The sequence below is a fragment of the Aeromonas sobria genome, from assembly GCF_006243315.1.
Lineage (GTDB): Bacteria > Pseudomonadota > Gammaproteobacteria > Enterobacterales > Aeromonadaceae > Aeromonas > Aeromonas sobria_A.
The window spans coordinates 297-21391 of record NZ_NKWE01000023.1 but is presented as its reverse complement, the minus strand read 5'-3'; the positions used below and the strand labels follow the sequence as shown (position 1 = coordinate 21391).

Annotated in this window: 15 protein-coding genes and 2 pseudogenes; 10 read left to right on the top strand and 7 right to left on the bottom strand. The window is 56.4% G+C overall.

Annotated elements, in window-relative coordinates; translation table 11 throughout:
* Window positions 1-40: 40 nt before the first annotated feature.
* On the top strand, window positions 41-1018 hold the full coding sequence (locus CF137_RS07225) for a sugar kinase (protein ID WP_139718526.1): 978 nt from the start codon (window positions 41-43) through the stop codon (window positions 1016-1018).
* Between the two features lie 14 nt (window positions 1019-1032).
* Window positions 1033-1659, top strand: a complete 627-nt coding sequence (locus CF137_RS07220) for a bifunctional 4-hydroxy-2-oxoglutarate aldolase/2-dehydro-3-deoxy-phosphogluconate aldolase (RefSeq protein WP_139691327.1) — start codon at window positions 1033-1035, stop codon at window positions 1657-1659.
* A 112-nt stretch (window positions 1660-1771) separates the two neighbouring features.
* Here CF137_RS07220 and rluB read toward each other — a convergent pair whose 3' ends face one another.
* From rluB to rnm, 5 genes are all read right to left on the bottom strand, one after another.
* Window positions 1772-2695, bottom strand: a complete 924-nt coding sequence (rluB, locus tag CF137_RS07215; RefSeq protein WP_042020669.1) for a 23S rRNA pseudouridine(2605) synthase RluB — start codon at window positions 2693-2695, stop codon at window positions 1772-1774.
* Window positions 2688-3284 (bottom strand): SMC-Scp complex subunit ScpB, encoded by a 597-nt coding sequence (gene scpB, locus CF137_RS07210; protein ID WP_042020667.1) that lies wholly within the window; start codon window positions 3282-3284, stop codon window positions 2688-2690. The genes rluB and scpB overlap by 8 nt, the downstream gene beginning before the upstream one ends.
* Entirely contained in the window at window positions 3268-4122 is an 855-nt protein-coding gene (locus CF137_RS07205; protein WP_162515891.1) for a segregation and condensation protein A, read from the bottom strand. Before CF137_RS07205 ends, scpB begins: the two co-directional genes overlap by 17 nt.
* A gap of 49 nt (window positions 4123-4171) precedes the next feature.
* Window positions 4172-4792: an L-threonylcarbamoyladenylate synthase gene (locus tag CF137_RS07200; RefSeq protein ID WP_042020663.1), complete on the bottom strand. Its 621-nt coding sequence runs from the start codon at window positions 4790-4792 to the stop codon at window positions 4172-4174.
* A 245-nt stretch (window positions 4793-5037) separates the two neighbouring features.
* Window positions 5038-5919: an RNase RNM gene (rnm, locus tag CF137_RS07195; protein WP_101325294.1), complete on the bottom strand. Its 882-nt coding sequence runs from the start codon at window positions 5917-5919 to the stop codon at window positions 5038-5040.
* A 438-nt stretch (window positions 5920-6357) separates the two neighbouring features.
* On the opposite strand from rnm, the gene CF137_RS07190 reads away from it, so the two are divergent.
* The 7 genes from CF137_RS07190 to CF137_RS07160 all read left to right on the top strand — a co-directional run bounded on the left by CF137_RS07190 (window position 6358) and on the right by CF137_RS07160 (window position 16223).
* Entirely contained in the window at window positions 6358-8013 is a 1656-nt protein-coding gene (locus tag CF137_RS07190; protein ID WP_139718524.1) for an anthranilate synthase component 1, read from the top strand.
* Window positions 8006-8620 (top strand): aminodeoxychorismate/anthranilate synthase component II, encoded by a 615-nt coding sequence (locus CF137_RS07185; RefSeq protein ID WP_139691323.1) that lies wholly within the window; start codon window positions 8006-8008, stop codon window positions 8618-8620. The genes CF137_RS07190 and CF137_RS07185 overlap by 8 nt, the downstream gene beginning before the upstream one ends.
* Window positions 8621-8635: 15 nt before the next feature.
* On the top strand, window positions 8636-9664 hold the full coding sequence (gene trpD, locus CF137_RS07180) for an anthranilate phosphoribosyltransferase (protein WP_139718523.1): 1029 nt from the start codon (window positions 8636-8638) through the stop codon (window positions 9662-9664).
* Window positions 9664-11160, top strand: coding sequence for a bifunctional indole-3-glycerol-phosphate synthase TrpC/phosphoribosylanthranilate isomerase TrpF (gene trpCF / locus CF137_RS07175; protein ID WP_162515882.1), 1497 nt, complete (start codon window positions 9664-9666; stop codon window positions 11158-11160). Before trpD ends, trpCF begins: the two co-directional genes overlap by 1 nt.
* A gap of 67 nt (window positions 11161-11227) precedes the next feature.
* On the top strand, window positions 11228-12436 hold the full coding sequence (trpB, locus tag CF137_RS07170) for a tryptophan synthase subunit beta (RefSeq protein WP_139718522.1): 1209 nt from the start codon (window positions 11228-11230) through the stop codon (window positions 12434-12436).
* Window positions 12433-13239, top strand: coding sequence for a tryptophan synthase subunit alpha (gene trpA, locus CF137_RS07165; protein WP_139718521.1), 807 nt, complete (start codon window positions 12433-12435; stop codon window positions 13237-13239). The genes trpB and trpA overlap by 4 nt, the downstream gene beginning before the upstream one ends.
* Before the next feature lie 1148 nt (window positions 13240-14387).
* Complete coding sequence (locus tag CF137_RS07160) at window positions 14388-16223, top strand: NACHT domain-containing protein (protein ID WP_139718520.1); 1836 nt, start codon at window positions 14388-14390, stop codon at window positions 16221-16223.
* Window positions 16224-16789: 566 nt separating this feature from the next.
* Here the strand turns inward: CF137_RS07160 and CF137_RS07150 are convergent.
* A pseudogene (locus CF137_RS07150) lies at window positions 16790-17317 on the bottom strand (metal-dependent hydrolase); the annotation flags it as partial.
* Between the two features lie 189 nt (window positions 17318-17506).
* Window positions 17507-18718, bottom strand: a complete 1212-nt coding sequence (locus CF137_RS07145; RefSeq protein WP_042020650.1) for a NupC/NupG family nucleoside CNT transporter — start codon at window positions 18716-18718, stop codon at window positions 17507-17509.
* 1057 nt (window positions 18719-19775) lie between these two features.
* Here CF137_RS07145 and CF137_RS07140 point away from each other — a divergent pair.
* Window positions 19776-21086, top strand: a pseudogene (locus CF137_RS07140) (retention module-containing protein); the annotation flags it as partial.
* Between the last annotated feature and the right edge of the window lie 9 nt (window positions 21087-21095).

Here is a 21095-nt window from a genome sequence, read left to right as displayed (position 1 = left end):
CAGATGGCAGTGCATCAAGTAGTACAAACGGAGATCTCACATGAAACGGATTGCCCTGCTCGGGGAGTGCATGATTGAGCTCAATGGCAAGCCCTTTGGCGACATGCAGCAGGCATTTGGGGGCGATACCCTCAATACCGCCATCTATCTCGCGCGAGCCTCCCAACGCACCGATATTCAGGTGCACTACCTGACTGCCATGGGCCAGGATCCTCTCAGCCAGCAAATCATCGCGCGCTGGCAACAGGCCGGGATCGACACCAGTGCGGTGCTCATCGATCAACAGCGTCATCCCGGCCTCTATCTTATCCAGCTTGATGAGCAAGGCGAGCGCACCTTTCTCTACTGGCGCAACGATTCGGCTGCCCGCTATCTGATGCAGCACCCGCACTTACCACAGCTCCAGCAGGCCGTCAGCAGTGTGGATGCGATCTATCTCAGCGGCATTTCGCTGGCGATCCTGCCAGCGGCAGATCGGCAGGCTCTGCTGCAGTGGCTGGGTGAACTGCACCGGGCGGGCGTCGAGATCATTTTTGACAGCAATTATCGTCCCGCCTTGTGGCAGAGTCCGGCCGATGCCCGTGCCTGTTACCAGCAACTGCTGGCCATCACCGAGCTGGCACTGGTCACCGATGACGATGAACAGGCCCTGTGGGGAGATAAGGATGTGGCGCAGACCCTGCAGCGGCTCAAGGTTGCCGGGGTGCAGCAGGCCGTAGTTAAACAGGGGGCAGCCGGTTGTTGTTATCAAGCCCTGCACACAGGGCTCCCTGCCATCACCATCCCTACCCAAGCCGTCAGCAAGGTGGTTGATACCACCTCGGCCGGTGACTCCTTCAATGCCGGTTTTCTGGCTGGCTACCTGCAAGGACGGGCAATCGACGAATGTGCCCGCATGGGCCACCGACTGGCGGGGATCGTCATTCAGCACAAGGGGGCAATTATTCCGGAAAGTGCCACCCGCAGTGTCACCGACAGCTTCATCAGGCCACAGGCCAGCCAACCGGCATCACACTAAACGAGGTCAACCGAATGTCATCCATTACTGAACAACTGCAAGCCCTGAAAGTGATCCCGGTGATCGCCATCGAGCAGGCTGAAGACATCATTCCATTGGGGGCGGCACTGGCCAATAACGGTCTGCCGGTTGCCGAGATCACCTTCCGCTCCGCCGCCGCGGTCGATGCAATTCGGCTGCTGCGCCAGAGCCAACCAGAGATGCTGATTGGCGCAGGCACAGTGCTTAATCGCGAGCAGGTGATCGCAGCCAAAGAGGCGGGTGCCACCTTTATCGTCTCGCCCGGCTTTAACCCCAATACGGTCAAGGCCTGTCAGGAGCTAGACATCCCGATCATTCCGGGGGTCAATAACCCCAGCACCATTGAAGCTGCGCTGGAGATGGGGCTGACAACCTTGAAGTTCTTCCCGGCCGAAGCATCGGGTGGCGCTGCGATGATCAAGGCGCTGCTGGCACCCTATACCCAGATCAAGCTGATGCCCACCGGAGGGATCTCGACTCACAATATCAATGAATACCTGGCCATCCCGCGGGTCATCGCATGTGGTGGCTCCTGGATGGTCGACAAGAAACTGATCGCAGAGAAGCAGTGGGAAGAGATCGGCCGACTTACTCGTGAAGCGGTGGCACAGGTCCAATAGTATTGCCACATGGCAACGCACTTACAAAAAAGGCCCGCACCATCTGGTGCGGGCCTTTTGCTTGGCCGACTGCGCGCTCTTTGTCAGCGCGCAGTTCGCAACGCATTGCAGCTTACTTGCTGCCGGTACCCGAGTTGCGGGTAGAGGCTTGTGGCTTGCGACGGGCGGTGGTGCTGCGGGCGCGCGGCTCCATGCCTTGCATATCCTTGTGACGCTTGACGGCACGGCGGATCTGGGCGGCCTGCTTGTGACGACTGGTTTTGCCATCTTGTTGCAGGTCAACCTTGGATTCGGTCTCCGGCTGCAGATGCACCAGACCACGCAGGTAGTTCACTTCCGGCAGTTTCAGCTCCTGCCAGCCACCACGGGGGATGCCACGATCCAGGGTCACGTCACCATACCGGATCCGCATCAGGCGGCTCACCTGCACTTCCTGTGATTCCCACAGACGGCGCACTTCACGGTTGCGACCTTCGGTCAGGGTGACGTTGAACCACTGGTTCAGACCTTCGCCGCCAGCCGGTTTGATCTTGTTGAACTTGGCGGTGCCATCTTCCAGCTGCACGCCTTTGCGCAGGCGCTGCAGCATGGCTTCGGTGATCTCGCCAAACACACGTACCGCGTATTCACGCTCTACCTGGTGGCTCGGGTGCATCAGACGGTTGGCCAGCTCACCGTCGGTGGTGAACAGCAACAGACCGGAGGTGTTGACGTCAAGGCGGCCAACCGCAATCCAGCGGGCACCTTCCATCTTGGGCAGACGATCAAACACGGTGGGACGACCTTCCGGATCGTGACGGGTACACATCTCCCCTTCCGGCTTGTGATAAGCCAGCACGCGGCAGATGACCTCTTCCGCGGCACGGGTCTTGATCTGGTGACCATCTACCCGGATCACGGCGTTCACTTCGACGCGATCCCCCAGTGTGGCGACCTTGCCATCCACACTGACCCGACCTGCGGTGATCAGGGCCTCCATCTCACGACGGGAGCCGTGACCCGCGCGGGCCAACACTTTTTGCAGTTTTTCACTCATCGGGGTTACCTGATTGTTGATCGCTGCCACCCTCCGCCATTGGCATGGGGGGCAACGGGGGTTGCAGATCCGGATCCAGCTCGGGGAGCTGTTCCAGACTCTGCAGATTAAAATAATCCAGAAACTCTCTGGTGGTGGCGAGCAGCTCGGGGCGGCCTGCCACCTCTTTGTGGCCGATGCTGCGCACCCAACCACGTTCTTTCAAGGTATTCACTATCTGGCTCGACACCGCCACCCCGCGGATCGCTTCGATCTCGGCACGGGTGATGGGCTGGCGATAGGCGATCAACGTCAGCGTCTCCATCACGGCGCGGGAATAGCGGGGCGCCCGCTCGCTCCAGAGCCTTGATAGCTCCTCGGCATACTCCTGACGCGCCTGAAAACGCCAACCGGAGGCGACCTCTTTGAGCTCGACCCCCCGCGTACTGTAATCTTGCCTGATCTCGGCCAACAGCAGCTGAACATAGCGGCTGGTCACCGGATAATCCGCCAGCACGCTGCTTTTCAGCTCGCTGACGTTGAGCGGGCGACCGGCCACAAACAACGCCGCCTCGATCAGGGTTTTTAAACGTTCAGTGGGCAGCGCCATGGTTGCCCTCCTCACGCTGGCTGGCCAATGCAAAATAGATTTGGCCCAACGGTTGGGCTTGCAGGACCCAGATCAGCTGTTCCTTGCACAGCTCCAGCAGGGCCAAAAACGTCACCAACACGCCCATGCGTCCCTCTTCGGCACGCAGCACCTGCTCAAGGCGCAAGGTTTGGCCCAACGAGAGCATGGCGAGGATCTCCGCCATGCGCACCCGGGTCGGGATCTGTTCGCGGCGGATCTGGTGATGTTCGAAATGAGTCGCGCGTTTTACCACACTTTGCATATAAAGAGCGAGCTCAACCAGCGAAACATCGGGCGCCAGTGGTTTGAGAGCGCCAAAATCGGGGGGCAAGGCGGTGGCGATAAAGATCTCCCGCTCCACCCGTGGCAGCTCATTGAGCCGCTCGCCCCCCACTTTGAACCGCTCGTACTCCTGCAGGCGACGAATAAGGGTAACCCGCGGGTCTTCCCCCTCCTCCTCATCTTCCAGCTCCGGCGCTTTGGGCAGCAGCAGGCGGGATTTGATCTCTGCCAGCCAGGCCGCCATCAGCAGATACTCTGCCGCCAGCTCAAGGTTGAGCCCCTGCATCAGCTCCACATACTCCATGTACTGGGCAGTGATCTGCAGGATCGGCAGGTTGAGAATATCAAGCTGCTGGCGCCGGATGAGGTAGAGCAGCAGATCGAGCGGCCCCTCGAAGGTATCGAGGAACACCTCAAGCGCATCGGGCGGGATGAACAAGTCCTGGGGCAGCTCGTGATAGGGCTGCCCCAGTACCCGCGCGATGGGGGATGGGATGGCTTGGGGGAGAACGGACTCCCCCGCTGACTCCGCGATATGTGCGCCCACCTGGGGCGTGACCGTCACGGAGACAGGATCAGCAGACTCACTCAAACGGGGTCGGATCTCCGGCACCGCGACGACGCAGCACCGGCTCGTCGTCAGAGAAATCCACCACTGTGGTGGGCTGCTCGCCCAGATAACCGCCGTTGACCACCAGATCGATCTGCTTGCCCAGCTTGTCGAAGATCTCTTCCGGATCGAACTCGGCCATCTCGGAGTCCGGCAGGATCAGGGTAGTGGAGAGCAGCGGCTCGCCGAGCGCCTCCAGCAGTGCCTGGGCAATCAGGTTATCCGGCACCCGAATACCAATGGTCTTCTTCTTCTCGTTCATCAGGCGACGTGGCACCTCTTTGGTCGCCTTGAAGATGAAGGTGTAGGCGCCCGGGGTGTTGTTCTTGATCAGGCGAAACGCGCCATTGTCCACTTTGGCGTAGGTGGCGATCTCGGAGAGATCACGGCACACCAGGGTGAAGTCGTGGTTGGCATCGAGGCGACGGATGCGGCAGATGCGCTCCAGCGCCCCCTTGTCACCCATCTGACAACCCAGCGCATAGCCGGAATCGGTCGGGTAGACGATGACGCCACCGTTCTGGATGATCTGTACCGCCTGACTGATCAGACGGGCCTGAGGATTTTCCGGATGTACGTAAAAATGCTGACTCATAGCTTGTTCTCGCAATGGGGGCAGCAATACCTGCCCGCTCGTATGGTCACGGGTTCCAGACCCATGACACTACCTTAACCTGTTTGTGGCCACTTCACCTGCTTGCGGCCACTTCGCTAGCGTCGTTAGCGACTCGCCAGCAGCTCTGCGTGTTGCTCGGTGGTGAGTCCAAAGTGACCGGGATAGGCCAGCCACAATATGGCCATTCCCTCTTGCCCGTTTTGTTTCCTATTGCGCTGGTGCCATTAGCGGCTCGCCAGCAGCTCTGTGTGTTGCTCGGTGGTGAGCCCAAAGTGACCGGGATAGGCCAACCAGACCGGCATGCCCTCTTTGGGCAACCAGAGGTGGCGACCCAGCTCGGTCCAGTTGGAAGGGAAGTGAAAATCCGATCCCACCGAAATGCACAGGTCGTGATCCTTGGCCCACTGACCGAGGTTGGCCCGCTCCTGCGGGCTCTGCTGGGGCAACGACACCTCCATGGCATCACCACCGGCCGCCTTGAAGGCCACCAGCAAGCGCTTGATCCACTTGGCGGTGAGACCATAACGGCTGGGGTGAGCCAGAACCGCCAGCCCGCCAGCGGCGTGAATGGCGCTGATCGCCTCGCTCATCTCTGGCCATTCGGCCGGCACATAGCCTTTATTTCCACGGCTCAGGTACTTCTTGAATACCTTCTGCATGTTGTCGGCCACCCCGCGCGCCACCAGCACCCGGGCAAAGTGAGCACGGGTCACGGCGGCGTCACCGGCCAGCGCCTTGGCCTCTTCATAGGTGCCGGGGATCAGGCACTTCTCCAGACGACGCCCTATTTCCAATGCCCGCGCCTCGCGACGAGCCCGTTGGCCAGCTAAAAATGCCACCAGTAGCGGATTTTTTTCATCCACCCCCAGCGCCACGATATGGATCTCGTGGTGCTCCCAGCCAGTGGAGATCTCGACCCCGCTCACCAGTCGCAGCGGCAGTTGCTCACTCTCGATGGTGCGGCGAACTTCATCAAGGCCATCAAGGGTGTCGTGGTCAGTAACCGCTAACACCTCGACCTGTTTCTCGGCGGCGCGGCGCACCAGTTCGGCCGGGCTCAGCACCCCGTCGGAGGCAGTGGTATGACAGTGCAGATCGAATCTCATCAGGTAATTCCGCTCTCGTGGTCAGGTCACCATTCATGGCAAATCGGTGAAAGAAGGCTAAAAAGCGACTTGACTTGGCCGCGGCTTTATCGTTTTCTGTAGGCACTTCATTGCAAACATCTTTTTACAGGATTTTATCATGCAAACGACAATCACCCTGAAAGCAAGCTGGTGGTGGCACACTCCCTGACATGCGGGCGTGTGGTCGTTGCTGTATCTGTAATCTGACAGCAAATTAAGAACCCAAATAAAAAGCCCGCTGACCCCAGCGGGCTTTTTTATTATCCGGCAAATGGACCTGTGATGAAACCGAGAATTCAGACAAGAACACTGACCTGGCGATGGCGCCCCTGATGAAACCGCCTAAACCAATTTAATTTTCAAGGAATTCAATGTCATGAACATCGGTAAAACGCATCACACGCAAGGGAACGCACTATGACAGCCACTCATCGCCTTCCTCTGGGTGAATTCGATACCCTCAAACTCAACGCCCCCTACGTGGCTGATCCGCTGGCGCTCTATACCCGCCTCTGTCAGGGTCGCCCCAACAACCTGCTGCTGGAATCAGTCGAGATCGACTCCAAGGCGGGCAAACAGAGCCTGCTGCTGGTAGATGCCTGCCTGCGCATCGAGTGCCATGGCCGCACCGTGCGGGTGCGCACCCTCAACGACAACGGCGCCCAGTTGCAGAGCCTGCTGGCCGAGCGGTTGCCTGCGGTGGTTGCCCGCTCGCTAGTAGATGGCGAGTTGCAACTCGACTTCCCGGCCTCCGATCGGGAGCAGGATGAAGACTCCCGCCTCAAGGGGAGCAGCGTACTGGACGTGCTGCGCACCCTGCAACAAGAGCTGCAGTGCCAGCTGGGCTCTCTTGACGCTAGCGCGAACAGCGAGGCGCTGTTTATGGCGGGCAGCTTCGCCTACGACCTGATCGCCTCCTTCGAGGATCTGCCAGAGGTGCCGGAGGGGAGCAACAACTGCCCCGACTACTGCTTCTATGTGGCCGAGACCCTGATCACCATCGACCATATCGAGCGCTCTACCCAACTGCTGGCCTGCATCTTCGGCGGCGATAGCGACGAGAGCCAGGTGGATGACAGATACACCCGCCTGAGCGAACGGCTCACCGACTTCAAACAGCTTTGCCAACAGCCCCTGAGCGCCGAGCTGGCCACTGCGGCCCTCACCGGCGGCATGAGTGTGGACAAGAGCGACAAGCAGTTCTGCGCCGAGGTGGAGAAGCTCAAGGGCTTTATCCGCCGTGGCGACATCTTCCAGGTGGTGCCGTCCCGCTGCTTCTCCCTGCCTTGCCCTAGCCCCTTGGCCGCCTATCGCCGCCTCAAACAGACCAACCCCAGCCCCTACATGTTCTACGTGCAGGATGAAAACTTCACCCTGTTTGGTGCCTCGCCGGAGAGCGCGGTGAAATTCTGCGCCGCCAGCCGCGACGTCGAGATGTACCCCATCGCCGGTACTCGCCGCCGCGGCTTGAACCCGGATGGCAGCATCAACCGGGATCTCGACGGCCGCATCGAGCTGGAGCTGCGTCAGGACGAAAAAGAGGTGGCCGAACACCTGATGCTGGTGGATCTGGGCCGCAACGACATCGCCCGCATCTCGGAGCCCGGCACCCGCTACGTCAAGGAGCTGCTGAAAGTGGATCGCTACAGCCACGTGATGCACCTGGTCTCCAAGGTGGTCGGCACCTTGCGCTCTGATCTGGACGCCCTGCACGCCTATCAGGCCTGCATGAACATGGGCACCCTCACCGGCGCCCCCAAGATCCGCGCCAGCGAGCTCATTCGCATGGTGGAGGGCAAACGTCGTGGCAGCTACGGCGGCGCCGTTGGCTATATCAACGGCGCAGGCGAGATGGATACCTGCATCGTGATCCGCTCGGCGTTTGTCAAAGATGGCGTGGCCCATGTGCAGGCCGGTGCCGGGGTGGTCTATGACTCCAAACCGCAAGCCGAAGCGGATGAAACCCGCGCCAAGGCAGCCGCCGTATTGGCCGCCATCGCCGCCAGCCATGGCACCTCCCTGCAAGCCCTGAGCGCCCAGCAGGAGCAACATAAGGACGTGAGCCATGACTAATATCTTCCTGCTCGATAACTTCGATTCGTTTACTTACAACCTCGTCGACCAGTTCCGCTCCCTCGGTTATCCGGTGCGGATCTACCGCAACAGCCTGCCGGCGAGCCGCATCATGAGCGAAATCGCTGCCTGCGAAGGGGATGCGGTGCTGGTGCTCTCGCCGGGGCCGGGCGCGCCCCATGAAGCGGGTTGCCTGATTGACCTTATCAAGCTGGCCCGCGGTCAGGTGCCGATCCTCGGTATCTGCCTCGGCCATCAGGCCCTGTGCGAAGCCTACGGCGGCACCGTCGGTGCGGCGGGTGAAATCGTCCACGGCAAGCGATCCCTGATTGAGCACAACGGCCACGGCGCTTTCGCCGGTCTGCCGAGCCCGCTGCCGGTGGCCCGCTACCACTCGCTGGTCGCTACCTATGTGCCGGAAGAGCTGACGGTGATTGCCCACTATCAGGGCATGCCCATGGCCATAGAGCAGCAGGACGACAGGGTGCTGGGCTTCCAGTTCCACCCGGAATCCATCATGACCTCGGAAGGGGCCCGCCTGCTGACTCAGGCACTCGCCCATATCACCCGCCCAGAAAGCATTTTTTCGACACGCGGCGCGCGTTAAGGTAAGGAGACCAACATGCATCAACATCTCAACACCCTCTATCAGGGTCAGTCTCTGAGCCGTGAAAGTACCCGCGACGCCTTCGGCCAGGTGGTACGTGGCGAAGTGGATCCCATAGTGCTCGCAAGCCTGCTGACCGCCCTCAAGATCAAGGGAGAGACCCCGGAGGAGATCGCCGGTGCCGCCGAAGCGCTGCTGGCGGAAGCGCGCGACTTCCCGCGTCCGGACTACGAGTTCTGCGACATCGTCGGCACCGGTGGCGATGGTCTCAACACCATCAACGTCTCCACCACCTCGGCGCTGGTCGCCGCCGCCTGCGGCCTGAAAGTGGCCAAACACGGCAACCGCTCGGTCTCGAGCAAGTCGGGTTCGAGCGACCTGCTCGACAAGATGGGGATCAAGCTCGACATGAGCCCGGTGCAGGCGCGCCACTGTCTGGACGAGCTTGGCATCTGCTTCCTGTTCGCCCCCCAGTATCACGCCGGAGTGCGCCACGCAATGCCGGTGCGTCAGGCCCTCAAGACCCGCACCCTGTTCAACGTGCTGGGGCCGCTCATCAACCCCGCCCGCCCCACCTATCAGCTGATGGGGGTCTATGCCCCCGAGCTGGTGCGCCCCATCGCAGAAACCCTGCTGGCACTGGGGCTGAAAACCGGTATGGTGGTGCACGGTGCCGGGCTGGATGAAATTGCCATCCACGGCCCGACCCAGGTGGCCCAGATCCGTGACGGCGAGATCCGCGAATTCATGATCACCCCGGCTGACTTTGGCCTCGATACCTATCCGGTCAGCGCCATTCAGGGAGGGGAACCGGAAGAGAACCGCGCCATCACCGCCGCCATTCTGGCAGGGCAAGGCACTCCGGCCCACAACGCCGCCATCGCCGCCAACGTGGCCCCGCTACTGCTGATGGCGGGCAAGGCGGCGGATCTCAAGAGCGCGGCGGCACAGGTGCTGGCAGTGCTGGCCAGCGGCAAGGCAGCAGAGCTGGCCACCCAACTGGCCATTCTTAGCCATCAGGAAGCGGGCCATCAGGAGGCATGATGTCAGCCACCACATCGCACAGCAGTCATTCAGAACGCCCGCAGGGCAAGAGCCAGTTTCGCAAGGATAACGAGATGTCAGACCTTATCGCCCCCCATGCTTTTCTGAACATGGCCTCCATCAGCCAGACCATTCTCGGCAAGATCGTGGCGGCCAAGCAGGAGTGGGTTGCCGCCCGCAAGCTGGCCCAGCCGCTGGAGAGCTTCCAGAGCGCGCTGACCCCAAGCGATCGGGATTTCGTCGGCACGCTCAAGGCAGGCTCTACCCGCTTTATTCTGGAGTGCAAGAAGGCCTCCCCCTCCAAGGGGCTGATCCGCAACGATTTCAGCCCGGAGGCCATCGCCGACATCTATGGCAAATACGCCACCGCCATCTCGGTGCTGACTGACGAGAAGTTCTTTCAGGGGGATTTCGCCTTTTTGCCGCGGGTGCGCGCCCGCGTTCAGCAGCCGGTGCTCTGCAAGGATTTCATGATTGACCCCTATCAGGTCTATCTGGCCCGCCACTATCAGGCGGACGCCATCCTCTTGATGCTCTCGGTGCTCACCGACGAGGGCTATCGCACCCTGTTCGCGGTGGCCAAAGAGCTGGGCCTTGGCGTGCTCACCGAGGTGAGCAATGAAGAGGAGCTGACCCGCGCCATCGCCCTGGGCGCGCCGGTGATCGGCATCAACAACCGGGACCTGCGGGACCTGAGCGTCGATCTCAACCGCACCAAACAGCTGGCCAAAGACATTCCCGCCGATCGGGTGGTGATCAGCGAATCCGGCATCAACCACCGCGCTCAGGTGGCAGATCTTCGCCCCTACGCCAAAGGCTTTTTGGTGGGCTCATCCTTGATGGCCGAGCCGGATCTGGAAGCAGCAGTGCGCAAGCTCACTCTGGGTCAGAACAAGGTGTGTGGCCTGACCCGCGCCGAAGATGCCGCTGCGGCCCATCAGGCGGGCGCCGTGTTTGGCGGCCTGATCTTTGTGGCGAAAAGCCCGCGCTACGTGGACATTCCCACCGCCCGTACCGTGATGGCGGGTGCGCCGCTCTCCTATGTGGGGGTGTTTCGCAACGCCCAGCAAGAGACCATCGCCAAAACGGTGGAGGCGCTGGGGCTCGCCGCGGTGCAACTGCATGGGGATGAGGATGCCGCCTATATCGAGGCGCTGCGTCCGCTGCTGCCAGCTGGCTGCCAGATCTGGAAAGCCGTTGGAATCACAAGCGGCGAGCCGCTGCCCGCCCTCGACTATCCGGCGGATCGGCTGCTGCTGGATACAAAAGTGGGCAGCCAGAGCGGCGGCACGGGTCAGGCGTTCGACTGGGCAATGCTGGCCCATCTCGACAAGAGCAAACTGATGCTGGCGGGGGGCCTGAATCCCGACAACGCCCTGCAAGCCGCTCAAGTGGGTTGCCTCGGCCTTGATTTCAACTCGGGGGTAGAGAGTGCCCCGGGCCAGAAAGATGACCACAAACTCGCCGCCGCCTTCGCCGCCCTGCGCGCGCTCTAAGGCGGCCACTGGATCTCTGTATCGTTTTTGATGTTCCGTTTTTGACTCAAGGTATAAGGAAGAAACCATGACCCTGCTCAACCCGTTTTTTGGTGAATTTGGCGGTATGTATGTACCCCAAATCCTCATCCCCGCCCTGCTTCAGCTGGAAAAAGCCTTCGTCGATGCCCAGGAAGACCCGGCCTTTATCGCCGAATTTCAGGAGCTGCTGACCGAGTATGCCGGTCGCCCGACCCCGCTCACCCTGACCCGCAATCTGACCAAGGGCACCAAGACCCGCCTCTATCTGAAGCGTGAAGACCTGCTGCACGGCGGCGCCCACAAGACCAACCAGGTGCTGGGTCAGGCGCTGCTGGCCAAGCGGATGGGCAAAACCGAGATCATCGCCGAGACCGGCGCCGGTCAACATGGCGTCGCCACCGCACTGGCCTGCGCCCTGCTCGGCCTCAAGTGCCGGGTCTACATGGGGGCCAAGGATTGTGAGCGCCAGAAGCCCAACGTGTTTCGCATGAAGTTGATGGGGGCCACCGTCATTCCGGTGCACTCCGGCTCCAGCACCCTGAAAGATGCCTGTAACGAGGCGCTGCGCGACTGGGCTGCCAACTACGACACCGCCCACTACCTGCTCGGCACCGCCGCCGGTCCGCACCCCTTCCCCACTATCGTGCGGGAGTTCCAGAAGATGATCGGCGAAGAGGCCAAGGCCCAGTGCTTCAAGAAAGAGGAGCGGCTGCCCGATGCGGTGATCGCCTGTGTCGGCGGCGGTTCTAACGCCATCGGCATGTTTGCCGACTTCATCGACAACAAAGAGGTGCGCCTGATCGGGGTCGAGCCGGGTGGCCACGGCATCGAGAGTGGCGAGCACGGTGCGCCGCTGGGTCACGGCAGCAAGGGGGTCTTCTTTGGCATGCACTCCTACCTGATGCAGGACAAGCAGGGGCAAATTCAGGAGTCCTACTCCGTCTCGGCGGGGCTCGACTTCCCCTCTGTCGGCCCGCAGCACGCCCATCTGGCCTCCATCGGCCGCGCCGAGTATGTCTCCATCACCGACAAGGAGGCGCTGGACGCCTTCCAGGAGCTGGCCAAATCCGAAGGGATCATCCCGGCGCTGGAGTCCTCCCACGCGCTGGCCCACGCCCTCAAGATGGCCCGCAGTGAACCGGAAAAAGAGCAGGTGCTCATCGTCAACCTCTCCGGCCGTGGCGACAAAGATATCTTCACCGTTGCCGATATCTTGGAAACAGAAAGCTTTGAGAAAGAAGGAACCTGCAAATGAACCGTTACGCACAACTTTTCTCCCGTCTGGATGCGGTCAATCAGGGCGCCTTTGTGCCGTTCGTGATGCTGGGTGACCCCACCCCCGAATTGTCACTGGCCATCGTCGATGCGCTGGTCGAAGGGGGCGCCGATGCCCTCGAACTCGGCATTCCCTTCTCCGATCCGGTGGCGGACGGCCCCACCATTCAGGGTGCCGCCCTGCGCGCCTTCGAGAGCCACACCACCCCGGACGACTGCTTTGAGCTGCTCGGCCGCATCCGCGCCAAGTACCCGCAGCTGCCCATTGGCCTCTTGGTCTACGCCAACCTGGTTTATGTGCGCAAAATTGACGGCTTCTACGAGAAGTGCCAGCAGGCGGGCGTGGATTCGGTGCTGGTCGCCGATGTGCCGGTACAGATGTGCACCCCCTACAAGGCGGCCGCCGACAAGTTCGGTATCGACAGCATCTTTATCGCCCCGCCCAATGGCGATGCCGAGACCCTGAAACAGGTGGCGGAGCTCGGCAGTGGTTACACCTATCTGGTGAGCCGCGCCGGTGTGACCGGCGCTGAGACCAAGGCTGGCATGCCTGTGGATGGCCTGATCAACACCCTGCGCGAGTTCAAGGCGCCCCCCGCCCTGCTCGGCTTTGGCATCAGCGAACCAGCTCAGGTGCGTGAAGCCATTGCCGCTGGCGCCGCCGGTGCCATCTCCGGCTCCGCCGTGGTGAAGATTATCGAGACACACCACCAGAACCCGGAGCATATGCTCACTCGCCTGAAAGAGTTTGTGGAAGGGATGAAGGCCGCGACCAATCGATAAGGGGCGGCATTGACCAAATGCCATTGGCCATGTCTGCGAAAAGGGAGCCTGATAGGCTCCCTTTCTATTTTTTGCTTGTTGCCGCCCCAACGTCTTTGTCCCCTCTCCCCTTGGGAGAGGGTCAGGGTGAGGGAACCCATAATCCCCCGGAATTATCGAATCGTAGGTTCGAATAGCGAAGCGTATTCGGACGTTCGCGATCCAGGCGGAGTTAATCCGAACGCCCGATCTAGCGGATATTCCTGATGGCATGGCTTTAGCACGCAGGACGCGAGGGCGCTGCCCTCGACGGAGTTTCGCCCGCCCTACGGGCTGGGGCGAGTGACTTTGGAAAGACCCAAAGTCACCAAAGGTCTTCTCCCCCGCTTATTCGCCCGACTGACGTCGGGTACCTTCGGCTCACCCTCTTGTCCAACGGCACGCGCCGATGGGCCATCCATGGCCCAGCGCCGCTCGCTCGGCATCCTGCCTCGCGGCCTGGACAAGAGGTCTCGCCTCAGCGAATAAGAGGGGGATCAAAACCGTGCCCGCCTGAGGCTACCGTGCAACAGTGAACAAGCCCCCTCTCCCCTTGGGAGAGGGCTGGGGTGAGGGTATCTTCGCATTCACTAGCAAAGCGAGTGATCACCCAGCACTGGGTGCAATGACTAATTTGTTGATCCAGCACAGATTCCCGCTAAACCCCTCTTCTCAACCCGCCAGGCTCCCCCTTAAGATAGCCAAACGACAATCAACCTCTCGGGAACACTATGGCAGCGATTGTTGATATCTCGCGGGTTAAAAGCAGCGAACTGGGGGCTGTCACTCAGGGGCGGTAGCGTGGTTTTGTAGGTTGATGCAGCGTGTAGCAAAGCCCAGCAGGCGAGCATCATTGCGCCAACCAGAGCGGGATAAACAAGGATGTACCAGATCCGTAAAACAGATTTACAGGTATATTTCGCGGTAAACGTTGGGCTTCACTCCGTTCAGCACCAACCTACGATTTTTAGCCCAACATACGAGATGGAATTATATTCATACATGTATAAAAATAGTCATTAAAAATGCCCCCCGGATAAAATCAAATAAACTCACTTGGTGACTTTATTTTAAGCAATTAAGTCACTTACTACATTTACAGAAATGTATATTTCTATGTTGGAGTATTTATGGATGAAAAATTACTAGAGACTATAGTATCAACACTTGTCTCCGATCTAATTTCCAATGGTAAGTCAATATTCAATGAGCTTGTGGATGAAGGCAATGCATTATTAAAGACGGGAATAAAAAGATATTTAGAAAAGCAACTTGAACGGTACTCACATTTAAAAACCTTATTAAAGGGTAACACTCCTGTTTACATATATGATATCTATTACCCACTAAAACTCTCTCTAAATAATGAGGTATTAAAAACAGACTATATTAGTGATGTATTTAAAAACGTTAATTTTATTACTGTGATTGGTGATGCAGGAAGTGGCAAGAGCACGTTGGTAAAACATTTATTTATAAACTCCATACGACTTAAGTATGCTATACCAATAATGATTGAACTACGATATCTAAATGGAAAATCAGGTAGTTTAAAAGAGCACATTATTGAAAAAATTTTCGAGAATAAAATTTCAGAAAATGAAAGGATAATTGAACGCCTATTACACTCTGGAAAGTTCGTCTTTTTTCTAGATGGTTTCGATGAATTAAATAGCAATAGCAAACAAATAATTGCCAATGAAATAAATGATTTTTGCCATACGTTCTCAGATAATAAATATGTGCTAACTAGTAGACCATACTCAAATATAGAGAATCTGCCATTATTCCATAATTCCTTTATACAGAAACTATCTATAGATAGTGGCGATATTGATGGCTTTGTCTTCAAACAACTTAAAGATGAGGCTGAACTCGCGCAGAAAATAGTTACCTCTATTAGAGAAAACTCAAACTCACATATACAAAGCTTTCTTGCTAACCCGTTGCTATTATCACTTTACATTCTAACATTTCAAAGTAATGCATCAGTTCCAAATAAGAAGTGTATATTCTACAGAAGAGTTATAAATGCATTGTTTTCTGAACATGATAGTAAAACAAAATTAGGTTATGTAAGAGAAAAAGTTAGCGGGTTAGATCAGGAGCAATTCGAAGAGATACTTAAAAAGTTTTGTTTTTTATCTTATTTTGACTCGAAATATGACTGGGATTTTACTTACATTCAATCACAGCTAAAAGTTGTGTCAGGGAAAATTGATTTTGAATTTTCACCATCTAAATTAGTCAACGATCTAAAATCAGCAATTTGTTTATGGGTTGAGGATAATGGAATATATGGATTTGCACATAGATCTCTTCAAGAATACTTTGCTGCATTATTAATTTCCAGCCTAAACCCCGACGATAAAAAACGCATGTATGAAAAGATAATATTGAAACTATCGAAAGCTAGAAGTAGTGAAGCTCATAATTTCCTATCCCTTTTAGAAGAAATGGATAATTTGTATTTCAATAAATATTATACTATTCCCCTGTTAGAGGAAGTGAGACATCATATTAAAAATAACAATGAGCATGAATTAGTTGAAAGCTTTATAAAGTTTTTTATAGATGGACTCAGTGTACCATTGGCAAAGAAAAACAAAAATTATCTCGGCAGAACGAGACTTTTCAGAATTAACATAAATGAGTCATTGGTCTATAAATCTATGTACTTTCATTTGCCCTATACTCGTCCATTGCATGAAGCTCTATCATCAGTAACAGAGAAAAAAGTCGAAAATATTATTTATAATGGTATCACTAAAACTAAAAACAAGGTAAGGAGTCACACAGTAGAGATAAAAGACAGTGTTCCCACATTCTTTTTTGAAGAGTGCTTTGAAAAAGTACTGCCGATTGCAATAACATTTGATTCCTACATTGACAATGCAATTGAAAAAGCGAGAAGTATTATTTCATCCAATGAAACAACCGATAGAGAGTTAGTTGATTTAATATAAATCAATATAAGTCAAATTTAAAAAATTGGATGTCGTACCACTTTACCCACAGCTTAATAAATAACTATTGGTCGACATCCAATAGGTTAAAGATTTACTTACTCCACGTAAAAAATCAAATCTGGGACACCCACCTTTCTGAGCCAGACATGGCATAGCCAACATTCAAAAAAATGGGTGTCCCAGCTCTGCTGCATCTCAGCCCCAAAAGTTAGCCTTGGAAGATTTGATACGTTGCATGACAAAAATCAGCCGAAAAACAAAACAACTGGCCACCCTCTGCTTTTCCCTGTTTCTGTTAAGACTCGGATTTCGCGCCTTTGGCTATGACCTGCTTTATCACAATCCTAATGATCCCTACGGTATATCGGATTTAATTGAAGTGGCGTTAGCTCTCATATATCTGGTGAGCTTGGGTCTCTGCATACTGCATGCCCTGTGGATATTGCTCCGGCACTGGGAACAAGGCGCCTTGGAGGCATCAGCCCTGCTCGCCCTCTGCGCCACCCAGTGGCACAGCTATGACTCTCTTCATCATTTGGCCGCCAGTCTCCGCATCCCCTAGGACCCCTTCCCCACACCCGCCACCCCATCAATATCAGCATCAATACAACCCCCGGCAGCCAGACCCAGTAGAGCTCGGAGAGGATCACAGCTTCGCCTCGGGCGGTGAGATAGGCCTCCAGCTTGAAGGGAGCGACCCGGATCACCTGCCAGGGGGCAAAGAAGCGCTCGTCACACCACGGCCAGAGCCAGCCAACCCCCTTGCCGCCGGTGGTGAGGGAATCGAGCAAGCTGTGGGAGAGCAGAGAGACCAGCAGAAATGACCAGACGGTGACGGCACTGGCCTTAAGCTGGCGGTAAAACAGCATGACCAGAGTGGGCAGAGCAAAGGCGAACAGCAGGGAGTGAGTAAAGCCGCGGTGGCCAAAGACATGGCCATAGGCGACCCCCAGTTTGAAGGCGAGCACATCGGCATCGGGCAGCATGGCGATGGCAACCCCCGCCAGCAGCAGGCGCGGCGGAATAATCCGGCTGCCAAGCCCGAGCCCAAGGCAGAACGGTACGGCGGCGTGAGTGACTATGGTAGGCATATCATAAAGCTCCAACTGAAAACCTGTGCTTACCCTACCCCCGCTCGGTGAAGTGAAGGTGAAGTGCTCTGCCGAATCGATAGCGCCCTCTCATCGTTATCAATGAGCCATAAAAAGACCCCCTCTTGCCTAACGACAAGAGGGGGTCTTTTGTTTTTACCGCTGACTAACCGGCTATCGGGTCAACCATCAGGCCAGTGAGACAAAGATCCCGGCCAGGGTAGCGCTCATCAGGTTGGCCAGAGTGGCAGCCAGCACCGCCTTTAAACCCATATTGGCCACATCGTGGCGGCGCTCCGGTGCCATGGTGCCGATAGAACCAATTTGCACCGCAATAGAGCCCAAATTGGTGAAGCCACAGAGGGCAAAGGTGATGATGATCTGGGTATGGGCACTCAAGCCATCCTTGATCTGGACAAAGTCCAGATAGGCGACGAACTCGTTCATGATCACCTTCTGACCAATCAGCGAACCTGCCGCCATCATCTCGCTGGCAGGCACACCAATCAGCCAGGCCACCGGGGCAAACAGATAACCCAGCAGCTGTTGCAAGGAGAGATCGGCCCAGCCGAACCAATCACCCACGGTAGTGAGACCGGCGTTGATCATGGTGATCACGCTGACAAAGGCCAGCAGGATGGTGCCGATGGCCACGGCGATCTTCATGCCGTTCATGGCACCACCCGCCAGCGCATCGATGGCGTTGCTGTAATCGCTCTTGTCCAACGGGATCTCCTCTTGATCGCACACTTGCTGCTGCTCGGGCACCAGCAGTTTTGCCATCAGCAGACCACCCGGCGCCGCCATAAAGGAGGCAGCAATCAGGTATTTGAGATCTACGCCCAGCGCGGCGTAACCGCCCAGCACCGAGCCAGCTACCGAGGCCATGCCGCAGGTCATCACCGCAAACAGTTCGGAGCGGGTCATGCTGGCGAGGAAGGGGCGAATAAGTAGCGGTGACTCCCCCTGCGAGAGGACGATATTGCCGGTGGCCACCAGAGATTCAGCACGGCTGGTGCCGAGCAGGCGGTGAATACCGCCCCCCAACACCCGGATCACCCACTGCATGATGCCGAAGTGATAGAGCACTGCGATCAGGGAGCTGATAAAGATCACCAGCGGCAGCACCCGCACCGCGAAGATAAAGCCGTTGCTGGCCAGATCGCCAAACACGAAGCTTATCCCGCTATCGGCAAAACCGAGCAGGGCAGAGACGCCATTGCTCATGGCACCAAGAATGGCTTGGCCGGGGGGGAAATAGAGTACCAGCGCGGCAAAGCCGGTCTGCAGGGCGAGCGCACCCAATACCGTTCGCCAGCGGATAGCGCGGCGGTTTTCACTGGCCAGCCAGGCAATAAACATCAGGGCCAGTATACCGACCAGACTCAATAACAGTGTCATCTTGCACCTATGAAGAGAGGAGTTTCATATGGCAAGTCTGCAGACAGGTATCGCGGAAGATCGGACGGGAGAGGTGCCGACCCACGCGACACGCAGACCACAAACCTACAGGTTAGTGGCGGGTCCCATCCTGGGGTCATTCACGTTCCGGGTGACAGCATGTATCGGGTGACGCCAGCGCCGTCGCAGGGGGGAGATGCGGCCGGGTGACAGGTCGGGCGGCGATGGTACAGTGATCTCCATCACATAAAAAGCGGAAAACGATTAGCAGAATAACTTTTTCCATTCGACAGATAGAAATGCTCAAAGATGCAACGATCAGCTCGTCTAATACGGGCCTGAGCAGGCTGAAGATGGGAAATATTCGCACCCGTTCTGAAAGCAACCCATAGGAGCGATATGCAACAGCCAGCGACAGAAGATACTGTTACAAGATACAGATCAATGTGTTACCAGCCCACATCCTACTGCATAGTAGTATTAACATTCACACTTCTGACTACATATTCATACCATCAACACGATGGCCATGCGGATTAAAAACTTATTTTTTCTGGATCGTTGCCACTATGTAAACGAACAATTAAAACACTTCACTTTCTTTCACATCCTCACCATGGAAAACCACGTAAACGCCGGTAAAAATGACGATTACTTATAATAAAAACCTATAATACTGATATGTAAGTGAATTTCACCCCGCTATCATGGCATCGTTATCGACGATGAAATCGTTTTCCAATTAAACACCTTTAAATTTCTTTATTCTCATTAAAAATATATATGCGCTTACATAATGAGCACCTAAAATGTCTGGGTCCAGATTCCAGATATGAACTGGCAACAATAAAAACAGTTAAATAACAATAAACATAATGTAAACACGTTTGGAGTAAACGTTATGCTCTACTTTCTCCCGCAGAGAATGAATGTATAACAAACTCATTGCTAATAAACCATCCTATTATTCCATGCACTCTCCTTAGCGCATTGGAAGGCACAGATCTCTTTTAAAATTATAAATTTATCAGTTCAGACTATTAGGAACACACGCAACATGCACAAAATCCTACTCGATCAAGCAATGGAACTTACTCAAGCCCAAGGAGAGTGCTGGATCATTTTAAAAGATGGCTCAATCAAAGCCGTTAATGTCGGCGATATGCTTCCTAAGGGTGTGATACTGGTATCCCCTTCGGAGGTAGAACTGTCACCGCCTGCAATGGAGAGTGTGGATAACCATATTCCCAGCGAAACCACCCCCTCCGATCAGGGAGCAATCGACCCCACGATTGAGCAGGAGCTGGCTGCCATCCAGCAGGCCATTCAGGATGGGCAAGATCCGACCGACCTCGCCCAGGCAACCGCCAGCGGCGGTGCGACCGCTACCGGCAATACCGCTGGCATTCAGGGTTCCGGTAATGCGGGCTCCATCGTGACCGAGCGAACCGCCAGAGCAACAATTTCAGAAGCGGGTTTTGATACGACCCATAACAGCCGTGACCCGCAACGCCAGGATGCGCTGCCGGGTGATGAGATCGCCGGCAAGATAGAGCATCCCCCGGTTGCCTTTGATCAGCAGCAGATCATTTCGGAAGATACACAAACCCTGTTCGCTCAGGTTCCGGCGGCACGGGATATCGATAGCGACGGCATCAATCCCCAGGGTTACACCTTGGTGAGCGGCGTGCAGAGCGGTCAGCTGACCCTCAATGCCGATGGCAGTTACCAATATATTCCCTCCCCCGAGTTTCAATCCCTGCGAGAGGGTGAGACGCGACAGGTCTCCTTTACCTATATTGCAACCGATCCGAGTGGCAACCAGAGTGCCCCGGCCACAGTGACCATCACCATCACCGGCACCAACGACATCGCCACCATCGGCGTTGCCACACCGGGCGCTGACCAGGGTGCAGTCAAAGAGGATGTCACCCTCACCACCGGCGGCAAGCTGGTCACTACCGATGTCGACAACGGCGAAGCGGTGTTCCAACCCCAGACTCAGGTAAAAGGCGCACACGGCACCTTCACCATCGACAAAGAGGGCAACTGGACCTACGCGCTCGATAACAATGACCCGCTGGTGCAGGCCCTCAAAGAGGGCGAGTCCCTGCCCAGCGAAACCTTCGTGGTCAAGAGTGCTGACGGCTCCGCCCAGCACACCGTCACCGTCGCTATCACCGGCACCGATGACACCGCCACCATCACCGGCGCTGACCAGGGTGCCGTCAAAGAGGATGTCACCCTCACCACCGGCGGCAAGCTGGTCACTACCGATGTCGACAACGGCGAAGCGGTGTTCCAGCCCCAGACTCAGGTAAAAGGCGCACACGGCACCTTCACCATCGACAAAGAGGGCAACTGGACCTACGCGCTC

Coding starts and splice junctions, on each gene's coding strand:
- CF137_RS07225 (WP_139718526.1), top strand. CDS start 41: ATGAAACGGATTGCCCTGCTCGGGGAGTGCATGATTGAGCTCAATGGC.
- CF137_RS07220 (WP_139691327.1), top strand. CDS start 1,033: ATGTCATCCATTACTGAACAACTGCAAGCCCTGAAAGTGATCCCGGTG.
- rluB (WP_042020669.1), bottom strand. CDS start 2,695: ATGAGTGAAAAACTGCAAAAAGTGTTGGCCCGCGCGGGTCACGGCTCC.
- scpB (WP_042020667.1), bottom strand. CDS start 3,284: ATGGCGCTGCCCACTGAACGTTTAAAAACCCTGATCGAGGCGGCGTTG.
- CF137_RS07200 (WP_042020663.1), bottom strand. CDS start 4,792: ATGAGTCAGCATTTTTACGTACATCCGGAAAATCCTCAGGCCCGTCTG.
- rnm (WP_101325294.1), bottom strand. CDS start 5,919: ATGAGATTCGATCTGCACTGTCATACCACTGCCTCCGACGGGGTGCTG.
- CF137_RS07190 (WP_139718524.1), top strand. CDS start 6,358: ATGACAGCCACTCATCGCCTTCCTCTGGGTGAATTCGATACCCTCAAA.
- CF137_RS07185 (WP_139691323.1), top strand. CDS start 8,006: ATGACTAATATCTTCCTGCTCGATAACTTCGATTCGTTTACTTACAAC.
- trpD (WP_139718523.1), top strand. CDS start 8,636: ATGCATCAACATCTCAACACCCTCTATCAGGGTCAGTCTCTGAGCCGT.
- trpCF (WP_162515882.1), top strand. CDS start 9,664: ATGTCAGCCACCACATCGCACAGCAGTCATTCAGAACGCCCGCAGGGC.
- trpB (WP_139718522.1), top strand. CDS start 11,228: ATGACCCTGCTCAACCCGTTTTTTGGTGAATTTGGCGGTATGTATGTA.
- trpA (WP_139718521.1), top strand. CDS start 12,433: ATGAACCGTTACGCACAACTTTTCTCCCGTCTGGATGCGGTCAATCAG.
- CF137_RS07160 (WP_139718520.1), top strand. CDS start 14,388: ATGGATGAAAAATTACTAGAGACTATAGTATCAACACTTGTCTCCGAT.
- CF137_RS07145 (WP_042020650.1), bottom strand. CDS start 18,718: ATGACACTGTTATTGAGTCTGGTCGGTATACTGGCCCTGATGTTTATT.